General features: G+C 45.3%; 14 protein-coding genes. 8 read left to right on the forward strand and 6 right to left on the reverse strand.

Features of this window, described 5'->3' with window-relative positions:
• The first annotated feature begins 826 nt into the window (after window positions 1–826).
• Window positions 827–1,783 carry a choice-of-anchor A family protein gene (locus RIG66_RS08330; protein ID WP_446376983.1) on the forward strand — a complete coding sequence of 319 codons (957 nt, stop codon included), beginning with the start codon at window positions 827–829 and terminating at the stop codon, window positions 1,781–1,783.
• A 342-nt stretch (window positions 1,784–2,125) separates the two neighbouring features.
• Here RIG66_RS08330 and RIG66_RS08335 read toward each other — a convergent pair whose 3' ends face one another.
• From RIG66_RS08335 to RIG66_RS08360, 6 genes are all read right to left on the reverse strand, one after another.
• Entirely contained in the window at window positions 2,126–2,896 is a 771-nt protein-coding gene (locus tag RIG66_RS08335) for an energy-coupling factor ABC transporter ATP-binding protein (protein WP_446376985.1), read from the reverse strand.
• 111 nt (window positions 2,897–3,007) lie between these two features.
• A complete protein-coding gene (gene cbiQ / locus RIG66_RS08340) occupies window positions 3,008–3,790 on the reverse strand; it encodes a cobalt ECF transporter T component CbiQ (protein WP_446376987.1) in 783 nt (260 codons plus the stop codon).
• On the reverse strand, window positions 3,790–4,428 hold the full coding sequence (cbiM, locus tag RIG66_RS08345; RefSeq protein WP_446376989.1) for a cobalt transporter CbiM: 639 nt from the start codon (window positions 4,426–4,428) through the stop codon (window positions 3,790–3,792). Before cbiM ends, cbiQ begins: the two co-directional genes overlap by 1 nt.
• A gap of 414 nt (window positions 4,429–4,842) precedes the next feature.
• The gene (locus RIG66_RS08350) at window positions 4,843–5,286 is read right to left on the reverse strand and encodes a carboxypeptidase regulatory-like domain-containing protein (RefSeq protein ID WP_446376991.1); all 444 of its coding nucleotides are present in this window, start codon (window positions 5,284–5,286) and stop codon (window positions 4,843–4,845) included.
• A 166-nt stretch (window positions 5,287–5,452) separates the two neighbouring features.
• The gene (locus RIG66_RS08355; RefSeq protein ID WP_446377086.1) at window positions 5,453–6,298 is read right to left on the reverse strand and encodes a DUF4382 domain-containing protein; all 846 of its coding nucleotides are present in this window, start codon (window positions 6,296–6,298) and stop codon (window positions 5,453–5,455) included.
• Between the two features lie 494 nt (window positions 6,299–6,792).
• Complete coding sequence (locus tag RIG66_RS08360; protein ID WP_446376993.1) at window positions 6,793–8,781, reverse strand: adenylate/guanylate cyclase domain-containing protein; 1,989 nt, start codon at window positions 8,779–8,781, stop codon at window positions 6,793–6,795.
• Here RIG66_RS08360 and RIG66_RS08365 point away from each other — a divergent pair.
• From RIG66_RS08365 to RIG66_RS08395, 7 genes are all read left to right on the forward strand, one after another.
• A complete protein-coding gene (locus tag RIG66_RS08365) occupies window positions 8,780–9,133 on the forward strand; it encodes a hypothetical protein (RefSeq protein ID WP_446376995.1) in 354 nt (117 codons plus the stop codon). The two genes, RIG66_RS08360 and RIG66_RS08365, sit on opposite strands and share 2 nt — an antisense overlap.
• Window positions 9,134–9,197: 64 nt before the next feature.
• Window positions 9,198–10,400, forward strand: a complete 1,203-nt coding sequence (locus RIG66_RS08370) for an argininosuccinate synthase (RefSeq protein WP_446376997.1) — start codon at window positions 9,198–9,200, stop codon at window positions 10,398–10,400.
• 113 nt (window positions 10,401–10,513) lie between these two features.
• Window positions 10,514–11,488 (forward strand): M48 family metallopeptidase, encoded by a 975-nt coding sequence (locus RIG66_RS08375; protein WP_446376999.1) that lies wholly within the window; start codon window positions 10,514–10,516, stop codon window positions 11,486–11,488.
• Between the two features lie 378 nt (window positions 11,489–11,866).
• The gene (locus tag RIG66_RS08380; protein ID WP_446377001.1) at window positions 11,867–13,201 is read left to right on the forward strand and encodes a hypothetical protein; all 1,335 of its coding nucleotides are present in this window, start codon (window positions 11,867–11,869) and stop codon (window positions 13,199–13,201) included.
• 213 nt (window positions 13,202–13,414) lie between these two features.
• Window positions 13,415–13,684 carry a DUF6658 family protein gene (locus RIG66_RS08385; protein ID WP_446377003.1) on the forward strand — a complete coding sequence of 90 codons (270 nt, stop codon included), beginning with the start codon at window positions 13,415–13,417 and terminating at the stop codon, window positions 13,682–13,684.
• 62 nt (window positions 13,685–13,746) lie between these two features.
• Window positions 13,747–14,451 carry a hypothetical protein gene (locus RIG66_RS08390; RefSeq protein WP_446377005.1) on the forward strand — a complete coding sequence of 235 codons (705 nt, stop codon included), beginning with the start codon at window positions 13,747–13,749 and terminating at the stop codon, window positions 14,449–14,451.
• A gap of 430 nt (window positions 14,452–14,881) precedes the next feature.
• Window positions 14,882–15,787, forward strand: a complete 906-nt coding sequence (locus RIG66_RS08395; protein WP_446377007.1) for a pentapeptide repeat-containing protein — start codon at window positions 14,882–14,884, stop codon at window positions 15,785–15,787.
• Window positions 15,788–15,830: the final 43 nt, after the last annotated feature.

Consider the following 15,830-nt stretch of genomic DNA (forward strand, 5'->3'; position numbering starts at 1 on the left):
GTGTCAAGTTAAGCTCAAAAATCTGCAATACCTTGGTTTGACCTCTCCCTTGCACTCCCCTGCGAGGGGAGGGAAGTGAAATATACAGCAGTTTGCTCTGCTATGCGGTACATGGTCGATCCCCCAAAATCCCCCTTAAAAAGGGGGACTTTGATTTCCGTTACTTTATTTCAGCGCCCCGCGCTGTCTTTCACCTCTCCCTAGCCCTCCCCTACACGGGGAGGGAAGTGGAATATATTTTTTCTTGGAGGGGCTTTTCGACTCCCTCTTCCGTGCAACACAAGCGCAGCCTCCACTGGCGTCCCCCCCGGAACAAAAAACGAAGCAACATCGGGACTCCCCCAGGGAACAAACGCGACGCATCTGCTGGCTTCCCCCATGGAACAACACGCGAAGCATCTGCCGCCCTCCCCCATGGAACCAAACGCGACCCAACTGCCGGCGTCCCCCATGGAACACAACGCGAAGCATCTGCTGGCGTCCCCCTGTGGAAGGGGGACGGAAGGGGGATCAAACGGGGGACGGGAGGGGGGTCAAAAGGGGGACGCAAAGGGGATAACTTATTGCTAGACCGACGTTCTAGGCTTCACTAACGCTACCACTTCCTTCATATTTTTTGCCCTGAGTGAAAATTCACTAGAGTTTCATAAAGTGACTCAAATGCATAAAGAGTTGATGATCTTCCTTCATTTATACTGACATCTAGTCAGTTTGTTGAATAAGATAAAAACAACTGAGCAAAGGTTAGGTTCAAAATCTAACGCAACGGACTTAGATAAGAGTCATACCTAAAACTCAGAGTTCCTTACACAGTTGAATTTTACAGATGAATACTCAAACTTTTTCGCGCATCAGACAATTGGTAGCTCCCTTATCAATTGCAGCGACGATGGTACTAGGATTATCTACCCAGGCTAATGCAATTAATCTCGGAATCGCTTCTGACTATAATATATTTGTGCTAGGCGATGTGAATCAAAGCAATACTGATTCTGAGGGTAAGGTCGCCATTGGCGGAAATGTCACATTCTCAGATTTTTATGCAGGAATGAATCTGCCTCAAGACGGGAACAACGGTGATGTCTTGATTGTTGGTAAAAATTTAGTCTTTGAAAATGGTCAAGTTAGAGGCAATGCAGTTTACGGGGAAACAGCAGAACTTACGTCTGTAACCCTTGAGCATGGGGGAACGCTTCGCCAAGATAATCCCATTGACTTCGCCGCAGCTAGTCAAGAATTACAAGCATTATCTCAATTTTTAGGAGGGTTAGAGGCTACTGGTACAACAGAAATAGCTTATGGTGGAATTACGTTAAGCGGTTCAGATGAAGACGAAAACATTTTTCATCTCAATGCCTCTGATTTAAGCACTGCCAACAGCTTTAACATTGATGTAACTCCAGGTTCGACGGTCATTGTGAATGTTAGTGGAGACAAAGCATCATTACAAAACTTTGGATTTAATTTCAATGGTGGTATTGATCAGAGACAGAACGTTATCTACAACTTCTATGAAGCTAGGGATCTGTCAGCCAGTGGCATGGGAATTCAAGGTAGTATTTTAGCGCCTTTCGCTGCTTTCGACTTTAATAATGCTCAAATTAACGGCAACTTAATTACCGCTTCGCTAACGGGAGGTGGACAATCGAATAACTATCTCTTCAACGGTAATTTACCTGACCCAATAAGTGAAACGGTTCCTGAACCCGCAACATTAGCTGGACTAGGATTAGTCGCTGCTCTAGGAGTTGCTTCTCGCCGTAAAGGTAAGCAGAAAGTCTAAGCCTGTCAAACGTGAGTTCAGCAATTGGTGCGATAACCAACACGATAGTTTCATCGCACCTCAGTGACTCCAACCTAACCTAAGTCCATTTTTTCATGCACTCCTCACACTATCGTCCCTGACTTAATCCTTTAGGTCAGGGATTTTTGTATGAGATTCCTAAGATACACTTTCTGTGACAGAGGGTAGAGGAGAGGGCGACCCGATTTCATTAAATGGACTGGTGTTGTTCATTAAGCTAGGTGGGTCGCCCCTACAGGGCTTTCATCGGTGTGGCTTTCATCCATAAAAATGGGCGCGATCGCGAATTCAGACTGGGGTTTTTCAGACTGGGGTTTTCCACTACTGATGATGAAGACGCAGGGAGTGCGGCATCTCCAAGCCATGAGCGTTCATTAACGATTCATTAGCCATCACTTGCTGGGGAGTTCCATCAGCAATAATTCGTCCTTCATCCAGTAAAAGCACGCGATCGCACACTTCGATAATCAGTTCTAAGTCATGGGAAGAAATCAGAATCGTTTGCTGGGCGGTTTGGAGAAAGTTGATCACGCGACGACGATAGCGCATGTCTAGGTTCGCGCTGGGTTCATCGTACAGAACCAATTGAGGATGCATGGCTAACACCCCCGCGATCGCGACCAAGCATTTCTCACCCCCAGAAAGATTGTGAGGAACCCGTTCTGCCAGCATTTCCACACCTGTCAGGGATAGCGCATCTTGAACGCGATGGTTGACCTCATCCTCTGACATGCCCATATTCTGTGGACCAAAGGCGACATCTTCCCATACTGACGGTAATAATAACTGGTCGTTGGGATTCTGAAACACGAAGCCAATTTCTGGGCGAAACTCACCCACAACAACGGGGTTTCCAAATAAGCCAATATCTCCAGATGTTGGTGTTAAAATACCGCAAATCGAGAGAAATAACGTGGTTTTTCCCGCACCATTGGGTCCAATTAAACCGACTCGTTCTTCAGAATATATATTAAGATTGACTCCTTGTAAAACCGCAGGTCTGTCCGGATAGGAGAAACTCAAATCAGAAACCGCGATCGCAGGTTCTCTGGCACTGTCTGGGTTAGATACAAGTTGTTGTTGTGGTCTCATAATGCGTCATTCGTCATTTGTCATTCGTCATTTGTCATTTGTCATTTGTCATTCGTCATTCGTCATTTGTCATTCGTCATTAGTAAGGATTGGAGAAATTGTTTCCCGTTACTACTGCCTTTCTACCAAAATTTCGGCAACGACGAACCCAAGGGCGATCGCAACGGTTATTCCCAAACTAATTAAATCCCCACCAGAAACACGATTCTTGGGATTAGGCGGTTTACGATGGTGCAGGGTATAACCATACCCTCGCAATATCATCGCTTGATAAACCTGCTGTGACTGGTTGTAACTGCGAACCAATAAGCTACCCACTAGAGACGCCAGCACATTCAGATTGCGGCGCGAGAAACGAGTCGCCTGAAATCCCCGCAATTGCATCGCCCGTTTCATTTTGGTTAAATCTTCACCAAACTGTTCGATATAGCGGTACGTCAATAGCGTCATATCCGCTAGTACCGCCGGAAGTCCCAGCGATCGCATGGCTTTGACGGTACTCAAAAATGAGGCTGTACCAAAGAGAATTAAACTCACAGTAAGAATACATGAAAATCGAGTCGCAATCAGCGCTAGCGCCACGATTCCCTCTTGATATAGACTTAAAACACCTATCTGAACGATTACCGTACTACCCACGCTAAACGGTAAAAGTAGAGTAATCGCCAGCAAAAAAAAACCGGGGTAGCGCAGCCGCGATCGCAAAAACGAGAAGGGTAATCTGGAGAGGTGATAATACACCAGTGTCACGACGATCATCCCTGGGAGTAAACTTAACTGTTCAACAAATGAAAACGCAAAAATTAAGCTAAATAAGCCAATCAGTTTGCAACGGGATTCCCAACGATGAATCGGAGAGTCCAAATTGGCATAAAAATCCAGTCCGTGTTTCATTAACTCTCCAACAATTCAGGTTTGACTTGCTTCAAAAACAGAGCCACGGCTGTTGTAAACGCGCCCTCAATTGCCATGAGTGGGATATGAGCCAATACCAATCCGGAAATTGCCATTTTTTCGGCTGATGCATCTATAGTTGCGGGAATATTAGTAATCACTAAAGCGAAAAATAGCAGAGTTGCTATCCCCAAACCTCCTGCACCCCCGATAAAGGCAAAGATACCCGTCACCACTCGATTATCCTTATCGAATTTTAGGCGCAATTGAAATAGGTGATACGCCAAAATTGCCGGAACGCCAAACATTGTGGCGTTTACTCCTAGAGTCGATAAACCACCATGCTGAAACATCACAGCTTGGAAGAATAAACCGATAAGAATGGCAGGAAACGCATAATATCCCAACATTGTGCCTAACAACCCATTCAGAATCAAATGGACACTCGTTGGTGGGATGGGAATGTGAATCCAAGAGGCGACAAAAAAGGCGGCTGTGAGTAGAGATGCTTTGGGAATATTCTCTTGGGGATTCGGATCTCGGTTAATTTGGCGCAGGGAGTACCAAGTGAAACCTCCTGTCGCTGCGTAACCTGTGATACAGACAGAAGCAGGCAGGATGCCATCAGGAATATGCATAATTTTTGTGTAGTTTTGACCCTTCACTTCGGCAAGAGGGCAGGGCGCGTGACCCTTCACAACCCTCGATAGAACCGGGTTTGTCGGGACGAGTTTATGGACTTGCGTTTCACAATTGATGATAACATTTATTCAAAACCCACCCTGACTTGTAGGGGCGGGTTTAGGGACTCACGTTTCACAATTGATGATAACATTTATTCAAAATCCACCCTGACTTGTAGGGGCGGGTTTAGGGACTTACGTTTCACAATTGATGATAACATTTATTCAAAATCCACCCTGACTTGTAGGGGCGGGTTTAGGGACTTATGTTTCATGATTGATGATAACATTTGTTCAAAACCCGCCCTGATCTAATTGTTGATTTTTTTGACAATGAACAATGAACAATTCTAACCTAATTGTGACCACCTACTTAGCCTGTTTTGTTCCTTGGACAAAATAGAGTGCTGTACCGACAAAACCCCAGATCACCGCAACTGACATCACCACAATTTGGATGGGTGTGAAGGAGTTATTGGTGGATTGAATACTCATCACTTGACTATCGGCGGTGTTCTCTGTTGCTGATTGATCCTCACCCATAGAAATAGTAATCAAATCTCCGTGACCCGCTTGGCGAACCTGAACTGCCCATTCTCCCGGTTGTGAGTGATCGGGAGCAAAGACAAAGCTACCCTTTTCGTCGGTGGTTCCTTGCAACCAAGGAGTAGAAGGATCTTGGGGAGAGTAAACCGTAACTTGGGCATTGGACATGGGGTCGCCGTTATCAAAAGCCGCATCAATTTTAATCGCCTGGGTAGTTTCATAGTTAATCTTGGCACCATGAGCCGTCGCTTTAGCTGACCAGCTCATCACTAACATTAGGATAAGGGGGACTAAAAATTTCCTCTTCATCGCTCACATTTTCTTAATGTCATAGAAACGATTGAAACCCAGTTGGTAACCATAACTACTCTTTATCATTCGTTATAATTTTCCTTATCGCCAAATGACATAAGACAAATAACCAATGACCAATTTAACTCGATTCGTTGGCAACGGTTTGGATTTCTTCACAGTGACCCTCACCAACGTGACCTAAACTGGGAAGAATTTCCTGAAGTTTCTGGTATTCTTCTGGGGAGAGTTCTGACTTTAGCTGCTGTTGGTCTAACTCTAGTGTGCCATCGTTGGCTAGAGTCGCTAGCGGTTCAAACCCCAACGCACCAGTATTAATCTCATCATCAGCGGGTGCGCCTGCATCACCAAAGAGGTGATCAAAGTGGAACGTGGCTTCCAAGTCTGCGGTATCCCCTTGAGCGAGAATTCCCTTGCGTTCGTCGCCCACAAATTCCCCACAGACAAATTCTAAAGGCTGATTCAGGACAATAGTAAAGTCAATGGTTTGCCCCTCTTTCTCGGCTGTCCCTACCATAACTATGGTTTGACCTTCAGCCGGTCCCTCCTCGGCTTTGACCATTTTCCAAGATAGGGCATTATATTGTCCGGCAGGGGCATCGGCAACGTCTTCCACGAGAATAGGATCGGCATCTTCCCCACCTGCGGCTAAATCAACCGTGTGGGTTTTGTCAAGAACTACTTTGTCTTTCGATTGCACTTTACTACCCGCCTCAGCATTGAATGGTGGGTCACTTTGATAAGCTGTGATATCAGCTAAGTTGACATAAACATGATCAAAGGTAATTTGCCATCCATCTTTTGATATAAAACCTTGGCGGACAAAATCCTCGCCATTCGCCCGAATTTCCAGGGTTCCACTCCCTTGACTTGCCTGAGTTGCACTCTGAGTTTCTGTTTGTGTCTGAGTCTCGCTGGTGTTTGGACTCTGGGAACAGCTAACTAGCGTCCCAGTTGTCAAGACCATCAGGCTCGTGAAAATGATTATTGGTTTCCTCATTGATGACCTTTGGCGGTTTTTTACTATACCCAATTAAATCCAACAAGTTTTTGTAATAATTCGCAATACCCCTAGAGGGCATCTTCTGGGGAACAGGGAAGAACGATAATAGTAAAACCCGCCCCTAATACCGAGTTGCACTCAAACATAGTAGATAGGAAAAGCAGGGGAAGCAGGGGAAGCAGGGGAAGCAGGGGAAGTAGGGGAAGCAGGGGAAGCAGGGGAAGCAGGGGAAGTAGGGGAAGCAGGGGAAGCAGGGGAAGCAGGGGGAGGGAAAGTTATATCTTTGAATGCAACTTGGTATAAAAACCTGGTTTTCTTGAGCGAAGCTAAGGGTCAATCCTCCGTCAGGGCGGGTTTTGCAAAAACGTTACTATCAATAGCGAAAAGAATCTTCCTAAACCCGCTCCTACATACTCAGACGCCATGCCCTCTTTCCGCCGTGAAGGGTCAAAACTATTTCAGGCTTTTCCTGTTAGCCAATAGGTAAGCATTTCTCCTTTTCCCTTCACCTCAATAATCCCGCGTTTTTCCAACACATATTGATCCTTTAACCGTTCGTAAGTTGCCTGAGTGACTTGAATTCCCCCTGAAGTTCCTTGAGATTCCATCCGCGAGGCGACATTTACCGTATCCCCCCACAGATCGTAAATAAACTTTTTCATCCCGATGACTCCAGCAATCACCGGTCCGGTATTAATGCCAATCCGCAGTTGAAACGCTTCTCCGGTATCCATGCGAAATTGAGTAATCACCCGTTGCATCTCTAATGCCATATCCGCGATCGCTTCAGTATGATCGAATCGGGGTAAGGGTAGACCACAGGCAACCATATAAGCATCACCAATGGTTTTAATCTTCTCCAACCCATACTCCTCAGACAGCAAATCAAACGTGGAGATAATAGTTCCGAGTAATTGAACCAATTCCGTCGGTGGCATTCGGCTTGATAGGGGTGTAAACCCCACAATATCCGCAAACAAAATCGTCACATCGTCGAATTGTTCAGCGATTAGGGCTTCCCCATGGTACTTGCCTAAGGTACTGTGATTTTGTTTCAACTGCTGGGCGATCGCCTCTGGCAAAATATTTAATAACAGGCGTTCCGACTTTTCCTGTTCCGCCCGCAAGTCTGCTTCCGCTTGGAGGCGCTGTTTCTCAACTTGAATACGCTGGGTGATATCTTCTAATACCCCTAAAACGCCAACGACTTTACCTTGGGCATCATGGATGGGAATTTTACTCACATCCAGCCAAACCGTTTGTCCATCAACGGGGGGTTTTTGTTTGGTTTCGACAACATGAAATTCGGCTTGATTCCGGCTAATCACCCGCGCATCTTGCTGGCGGTAGAGTTCAGCAATGTCTCGACTAGGCAGTAAATCATAGTCTGTTTTACCCACCACAACCTCTGGATTGTCTAACCCGGCTGTCTTTGCCCACTTTTTATTGCAACCGAGAAAGACTAAGTTGATATCTTTCCAAAAGACTTGTTGCGGGATATTATCGATAACTAATCGTAAATATTCCTCTTTTTCTCTCAAGGCGGCTTCAGCTTGCTTGCGTTCTGTCACATCCGTGCCAATTGAGAGAACTTCAATTAATTCACCCTCCTCATTGAAAATTGGTTTATTTGCCCAGGTAACCCAAACCGTTTTCCCTGTCTTATGAATGGTTTCCACGGTTCTGATCCGATAGCGTTCTGGGCGTTTGCGGATAGCTCGAATCAAAATAGACAGCATCCGTTGCGATCGCGGCGTATTCGGGACGAGAGTTCCGACTAGGGAACAATTTAGGAGTTGATCGTTATCGTAGCCAAAAAAGGTCTGACCATAACGATTAATGAATTTAATTTTTCCCTGAACATCCCACCGCAAAATAATGCAATTGGGGGTTTCAACTAAATCTCGATACTGGGCTTCACTGGCTCGCAACGCTTCTAGGGTGTGTTTATGTTCAGTAATATCCCGCGCCACCCAGAGAACAGAGTCTTTTGAGATGGGTGAAATACTGGCTGCAAACCAAACCGTTCGATCAGCCAAGGTGAGACGATACTCAACCTGAACCGTCTGTTGGCTGTCTAAGGCTTGGCGAATATACCCGACAAACTGATCCGCCTGCGATCGCGCTAAAAGATCATACTCCGTTTTGCCCAGCATCGCTTCAACCGGTTGACCTAACAAGTCTGGATTGGCTGAGACAATTTTCAGATAACGTCCTTGGCGATCTTTGACGAAAATTAGTTCCGTCATCGCCTCAAATAAGGCACGCAACTCTGAATCAGAGTTGAGGGAATTTGTCAAGGCTTTAGACCGTTGACATAAATGTGAGAGGGCCTGACGTATCCAAATGGAGATTAACCCAGTGAGTAGGGCGACTAAGGCAAAAACCCCCAGCCAGACAAGCAGGATATAAGGGGTATAGGGATAAATAGCTGACCAATTGGTCATGGTTGACGGTAACATCGGTTTACATCACCGACCAGGCTTGCCTGTGAATAGTTGCCCAGATGCTACCCTAAATCAATCTGACACCGTTGCACTGGTTCGGTTCGATATGTCCTTCCTAGCAGACCAAACGGCGCGATCGCTTCGCCCTACAGCAGGTATTTCCATAAATCCTGCACTAAGTAAGCGTGTGGGTGTAGCTAGCTCATCCAATCAGTCTGTCTTAGAAGTGAATTCCATGATAGCGACAGATGGAGAATCCGGCGTTGATTTTGATCAACCCTTACCAGGGACGTTCTATGTTAAGCCGTCATGCTCCCTCGAACGAATAGACACGCCATGGTGCGTCTCATAATCTTTGATTTAGAGACGGGATCTGTCACAATGATGTCCTGGTTGTTTCCCAGGGTGAGAAATTCATGGGTCGTGCTGAAAAAGTTGTACTAGCCTACTCAGGTGGCGTCGATACTTCCGTCTGCATTCCTTATCTCAAAGAGGAATGGGGTGTGAAGGAGGTGATCACGCTAGCCGCCGATTTAGGTCAAGGTGATGAGTTAGAACCGATCAAAGACAAAGCCTTGACATCGGGCGCAGCCGAGTCTCTGGTGGCGGACGCGACTGAACGGTTTGTCACAGATTATGCCTTTCCCGCGATTCAGGCAAATGCGCTGTATGAAAATCGCTATCCCTTGTCCACGGCACTAGCGCGTCCGCTGATTGCTAAATTATTGGTCGAAGCTGCCCACAAGTATGGTGCAGATGCCGTGGCTCACGGTTGTACAGGTAAAGGGAATGACCAGGTGCGGTTTGATGTGTCGATTACGGCGCTCGATCCCAACTTGAAAGTTCTCGCACCCGCGAGGGAGTGGGGGTTGAGCCGGGAAGATACGATCGCCTATGGGGAAAAATTCGGGATTCCCTCTCCAGTGAAAAAGTCTTCCCCCTACAGTATTGACCGTAATTTGTTGGGTCGTAGTATTGAGGCGGGGATTCTCGAAGATCCCATGGCTGAACCGCCGGAAGAAATCTATCTGATGACCAAAGCGATCGCGGATACTCCCAATGATCCAGAATACGTCGATATTGGCTTTGAGCGAGGAATTCCGATCTCCCTGAATGGTCAAGCCCTTGAACCCGTCGCCCTGATTACTCAGCTTAACCAAGTCGCCGGAAATCATGGGGTGGGGCGGATTGATATGATTGAGAATCGGGTTGTCGGGATTAAATCCAGAGAGATTTATGAAGTCCCGGCTCTGTTAACCTTAATCCATGCCCATCGCGACTTAGAAAGCCTGACGTTAACCTCTGATGTCAGCCAGTATAAGCGAGGGATTGAAGACACCTATAGCCAGCTTATTTACCAGGGGTTATGGTACTCTCCCCTAAAAGATGCTCTAGATGCGTTCATTCAGCAAACTCAGGAGCAAGTCTCCGGAAGCGTGCGGGTGAAATTCTTTAAAGGGAATGCCACCATTGTCGGACGAGCGTCTAACAATTCCCTCTATACCCCAGAACTGGCAACCTATACCTCCGAAGATCAGTTTGACCACAAAGCCGCTGAAGGCTTTATCTACATTTGGGGATTACCCACTCGCGTTTGGTCTGCAAAAACTAGAGGTTAAATTCAAGGTTTTACCAGATCCCCGACTTCTCGAAGAAGTCGGGGATCTTACAGAGGAGTTCCAAATCGCTAGGATAGAAAGACCTACTTTCACGTTTCAGCCTCAACTTCCCTATGCCCACCTATCCTGGAATTTCTAGCGACGCCTTCCGACACCCCCTTGACCAACAAGCCGAGGATGCCCTCCGGAGTGTTCCTGGATTTAACCTAGTTGCTCGCAAATTCGTCGAATTTATCTACGAACGCCCCCAATTCGTCTATCTGATGGGCAACAGTATCCAAGTGGGACCGCGCCAATATTCCACGATTTACAGCTTATTTCGCGAATGTGTACGGGATTTAGATATCCATCCCGAACCCACCCTATTTGTCAGTCAAAACCCCCAAGTGAACAGTTATGCCTTGGGACAAGACCATCCATACATTGTATTAAATACAGGATTATTAGACGTACTCACTGAAGTCGAAATTCGCACCGTGTTGGCACATGAACTGGGACATATCAAATGTGGTCACACGATTTTAATTCAGATGGGAATCTGGGCGATGGGTGCGGCGGCATTTCTGGGAGATTTAACCTTTGGTATCGGCAATATTGTCACCAGTGGTTTACTCTTTGCCTTTTATGAATGGCGGCGGAAAGCGGAGTTATCGTCAGATCGGGCGGCTTTATTGGTCATCGATGATATCAATATCGTCATGAAAACGATGATGAAACTATCGGGGGGTTCTCATGCTTATGGTCATGAGTGCAGCCTTGATGAATTTATCCGCCAATCCGACCGATTTCAAGACCTTGACCAAGATAGTCTTAATCAAGTTTATAAGTTTTTATTATACAACGGTGGGAATGGTTCGTTTCTCACCCATCCTTTTCCGGTTGAACGCTTGCGCTATCTGCGAGATTGGGTCAAATCAGAAGAATATCGTCAAATTCGTCAGGGCAATTATCGACGAGTAACCGACGAAGGATCAGTCAATGTGCCATCCCAAGCGGCTCAAAACCAGGAAGCCCAACGATTACAGCGTCAACTCGAAGAATTACAACGGGAAATTAACCGGATGAAATCTGAGTCGGATCAGTCTTAAAGGTTTGTATGTAGTAAGCGCTTTAGCGCTATAAACGTTCGCATCGCTGACTTAAGCATTATTCTCCCCCTGCTAAGAGACGTTGCATGCAACGTCTCTACATGCTTCCCCTGCTTCCCCCGCTTCCCTTAACCGAACAGTATTGAGGACATTCTCTACTGTTCCCTGTTCCCCGTTCCCTGTTCCCTCGCCTCACCACAACCCTTATTCAGCAACCCCTATATATTTTCCCGAAAATATATATGATGAATTTATGTCAATATCAATTGTGAGGTCGTCAAGCTGAACACGTCGATGAGCGGTAGCCTTGACGCAGGGTGTCATCAACTTGCTACTATTAGACCTTCAGTAAGGGCGTAAGCGTCCTCTTGGATTTCCATGATCAGGGAAGTTATCTTAGATACTCGTCATACTGAGTCTCGTACTCAATCCAACCAGCTAGGATTCCCTCTTCAGCAGGCACAGGATGTTATCTATCAATTTTTGCTAGATACGGTTAAACAGCAACCGCCAGAAACCGTTTTGCAAGAATTTAAATGGTTATTGATTGACTATAATGCATCAGAAGGTAATCCGGAAGCGATTCAAGCTTTATCAGAAATACTTTTTGCTAACGATGAAAAAGAATTTACAAATACCCTTAAACGTTCCTGTTATATTGTTATTAATAATTGGTACACCTCAAGAAATTTCACGGCTAGTCAAGACTTAGTATCCTTATTTGCTGATGTAAAACTGACGCGAAAAACATTATCGCCAACATTAAGCCGTCAAAGAGCATGGCTGGTAAATTTCATTAACAGTCAAGACTATCACGAACTTCAATTATTTATTACTCAACAAGTAACTTCAGATCCAGGTCATTGGAGTAACCGTTATATCTCTTATCTACTCGTTCCCCAGTATACAAATCTGAACAACCCCGTGGAGCAACGTGAAGCTGCGAGAATCTTGTCAAAAAAACTCAAAGATCAGTTCAAGTTTGATTTGGCAATGTATACGGCGCACTCTAAATCCGCAATTTGTCGGGAATCTATTTACAATAATCCTACAGGTTTAGGGGATAAAGTTGTTGATCTAATTAAAAAAATTGTAGTTAAGCATGGAATGTTTAACTATAAAAATGTCGCTAATATCTTTTTAGAACAAACCAAAGATTCAAATTATAAGAGATTCAAAAAAAGCTTGCACAACTATCTTATATTTTCCGTTAAAAAGAAAGAGTTAGTTAAATCCTTAAATCAAACCTTAACTGAGAAATTAAATGATCTCTACAAAGATTACCACGATACAACCATAGAGGCGGCATTACTCCTGAGAACCTGTAACCGCTTAATTGAGTATTTGACTACTGAAAATCAGGATGAGCCGTCACCCCTGTTTATTCTGCTCATGTCTCAAGGTCATCACTTAACCTTAGCGATGCTCTTGCTGAAAATTATTATGATTTGTCCGAACTCGCGTAATCATCTAGAAACTTGCATTGCTAAATTAATTCAATATTACACCAATTATGCGGAAGAGGACTGTCGTTGGGTGATTACATTTTTTGAAGTGTTTAAAATTACCTTTGCCATTCATACGGAAAATGTTCAATATAATCTGATCAAAATGGATAATGCGGCAAGTTCAGAATTTCAGCTAGATGCTTACCGAGTGTTTTCTCAGCTTCGGGATTATGTCAATTTGGAAGAGAAACCCGAAAATCAGTAGATCGTCGAGAAAGATGGGGTGCAGAGGTGCAGAGGTGCTGGGGTGCTGGGGAGAAGAGAAGCTTATGAAGACTGCAAATGATTTTTCTCTGTCTTCAGTTAGAGACGAGCCGCTTCCAGGATAAAGTAGAATGTCACCTTGGCTAGAGATAGCGATCGCCTGGATAGTGATAAGCTAGGCAATCGTGAGGTGCATATCGCTTAGGAGTATAGTGTGAAACGACTGACTGAGATTTGGCGACAGATATTAACACTGGCTTTAGCCTGTGTGATGCTACTGATTGGTACGGCGTGTAGTAATACAGCGGTAGAAAGTGGGCGTCCAGAAAATCCTCCGGTTCAAGCTGGAGGCACGAATAACCCCTACAAGAAGGGAGGAGACAGTTACACTGACAACAATATGTCTCTAAATCCTGATGTCAGCCGTAGGTTAAACGTATCAAACAGCTCGGTAGAGCAACCCGAATTAGCTCAATTAAGTTGAGAACGGTGACGGCTTGAGACTTAGGATAATTCACTGACAATAAAACTAAGGAGATTTTTTTTATGAGCAGAATGATAGATTGGCTAAAAAATAAACGGTTTACTCAATTATTAACCGTGGCTCTAGCGAGTATCTTTGTATTCATCAGTACAGGATGCAATAGTGGAGTATCAGCGAAGACGGCGGACGATGTGACCAAAAATGTTACTGAAGTTCTCACGCCTACAGGCGGAGCGAAGGACTATCAGGGGGTTGATTCTCCGAAAACGTCTCGTCAGGCAAAGGATAATGCGGACAAATTAATTAAAAACGCCGAGAAAAATCTGGAGAAGAAGGCGGATACTCCGGAAAAGTTTATCGAGAATTATAAAGAAGGAGCGCCGCTGAATAAACGAGTTGAGCGACTCGGCAAAGATGTGAAAGAGTCAGCCACTGATTTCACCGAGGGTGTAAATAAGGGAACTCAGAGGGGTGTTGAAAATCTCAAAGATAATACAACGGATGCGGCTGAAGATGTAAGCAAGTCTGCCAAGCGTTCGGCAAAAGAGGCAAAGGAAAAAACTGAAGATGTTGCTGAAGATGTAGCTAAGTCTACCAAACGTTCAGCCGAAGACACGAAAGAAAAGGCACAAGAAACGGGTGAAACTATCGCCAAAAAGACGAAACGCGCCGCAGAAGATACAGCCGATGTCGTGCAAGATAAAGCAAGTAAAGCCAGTAAATCAGCGCAGCGAGCATTAGAAGATACGGCGGATGCGATTGACTAGAGTCGGGTAGCTCACGGGATGACAAGCTAGCTGAAGTGTTGAGTCCTGCTTTTAGCCCATTTCTTCTTGTCACAGATAGGGTCAAAGATAGCAGTTTTTTCTGGGGGACCAGCCCCCCAGACCCCCCGATGGGGGACGAGCGCCTCCCCCATACCCCCCGCGCAACGCTTCGCTTGAATATATCTCATGGCTGTGGTCTTCATCTGTCAATAAGGCTTCATCTTTGGAGATACTAAGGGAGCTGCGTACAAATAAAGTACCAGTCAGGAAAGCTGTATTCATCAACTCAGCCAAGCTTGATTGGTATATTATTAAGCCGCAAGTCCCTAATGTCGCTCAAAGCCTGATTTTAAACACCATAAAAAGGGTACGGTATTATCGTGCTCTTATTTTGTTGTCTATACCAGCGCGATCGCACCAACCCAAGTCTATGACAGTTTATCCTAATCAACCTCAAAACACTGATGTGGTTTTGGGCGGTTCAATCTCCAGAGGAGACGCTGTATTAGGCGGAATTGAAGCCGTAAAACAGCAGTTGAATCAGACACCCTCATCCTCTCCGCTATCCCTGAATGCCAAAATAGCCGCCCTCCATAACGCCCTGAATTATCGGCAAAAGGGCATAGCGATACTTATTCAAGCCTTAGATGATGAAGTGTGGGAGATTCACCAAACTGCTTATTCTCTCCTAGAAAAACACGCCGCCACTCAAGCCGAATCAGCATTAACTCAGTACAATATCCGATTAGCCAAGGAACTCCTCAACCGTTACGACGCCGGAAATCGGGCGTTCTCAAGAGCTAATTTAAGTGGGATTTGTTTGCAGTGGGAAATCTTAAGCGAAATTGATTTAAGTGATGCTAATCTCAGTGGAGCCTATCTTAATCGAGTAGATTTGACAGGAGCAATCCTTCAAGGCGCGAACTTCAACCAAACTATTCTAAACGGTGTAGAACTCAGTCAGGCAAATCTCAGCCATGTTAACCTAACTGGTGTTTCCCTAAAGGAGACAAACCTCAGTCAAGCTGAACTCACAGAGGCGAATCTCAGAGGGGCAGATTTAAGTAATGCTAACCTGCAAGAGGCAAATCTGACTCAAGGGATTATCAGTTGGGCAAACCTGAGTAACGCCAATTTAAGCCAAGCTAATTTTACCGAAGCTAATCTGGTTGGCGCAAATCTAATGGGAGCAGACTTGAGTGACGCCAACTTGAGGGGCGCTAAACTAAAAGGAGTCAAGCTGACCGATGCTAATCTAGACAATGCCGATTATGATGAGCATACAGACTTTCCAGTTGGATTTAGTGATTACGATAAATTAAGAAAAAACCTGTAGGGGCGGGTTTCATCATGACAAATGACGAATGACAAATGACAAA

Source organism: Coleofasciculus sp. E2-BRE-01, from assembly GCF_040221695.1.
Taxonomy (GTDB): domain Bacteria; phylum Cyanobacteriota; class Cyanobacteriia; order Cyanobacteriales; family Coleofasciculaceae; genus Coleofasciculus.

Bases quoted from the DNA above. Each gene is read 5' to 3' on its own strand.
- RIG66_RS08330 (WP_446376983.1), top strand. From the start codon at position 827: ATGAATACTCAAACTTTTTCGCGCATCAGACAATTGGTAGCTCCCTTA.
- RIG66_RS08380 (WP_446377001.1), top strand. From the start codon at position 11,867: ATGATCAGGGAAGTTATCTTAGATACTCGTCATACTGAGTCTCGTACT.
- RIG66_RS08350 (WP_446376991.1), bottom strand. From the start codon at position 5,286: ATGAGCTGGTCAGCTAAAGCGACGGCTCATGGTGCCAAGATTAACTAT.
- RIG66_RS08355 (WP_446377086.1), bottom strand. From the start codon at position 6,298: ATGGTCTTGACAACTGGGACGCTAGTTAGCTGTTCCCAGAGTCCAAAC.
- cbiQ (WP_446376987.1), bottom strand. From the start codon at position 3,790: ATGAAACACGGACTGGATTTTTATGCCAATTTGGACTCTCCGATTCAT.
- RIG66_RS08335 (WP_446376985.1), bottom strand. From the start codon at position 2,896: ATGAGACCACAACAACAACTTGTATCTAACCCAGACAGTGCCAGAGAA.
- RIG66_RS08395 (WP_446377007.1), top strand. From the start codon at position 14,882: ATGACAGTTTATCCTAATCAACCTCAAAACACTGATGTGGTTTTGGGC.
- RIG66_RS08390 (WP_446377005.1), top strand. From the start codon at position 13,747: ATGAGCAGAATGATAGATTGGCTAAAAAATAAACGGTTTACTCAATTA.
- RIG66_RS08370 (WP_446376997.1), top strand. From the start codon at position 9,198: ATGGGTCGTGCTGAAAAAGTTGTACTAGCCTACTCAGGTGGCGTCGAT.
- RIG66_RS08375 (WP_446376999.1), top strand. From the start codon at position 10,514: ATGCCCACCTATCCTGGAATTTCTAGCGACGCCTTCCGACACCCCCTT.
- RIG66_RS08360 (WP_446376993.1), bottom strand. From the start codon at position 8,781: ATGACCAATTGGTCAGCTATTTATCCCTATACCCCTTATATCCTGCTT.
- cbiM (WP_446376989.1), bottom strand. From the start codon at position 4,428: ATGCATATTCCTGATGGCATCCTGCCTGCTTCTGTCTGTATCACAGGT.
- RIG66_RS08365 (WP_446376995.1), top strand. From the start codon at position 8,780: ATGGTTGACGGTAACATCGGTTTACATCACCGACCAGGCTTGCCTGTG.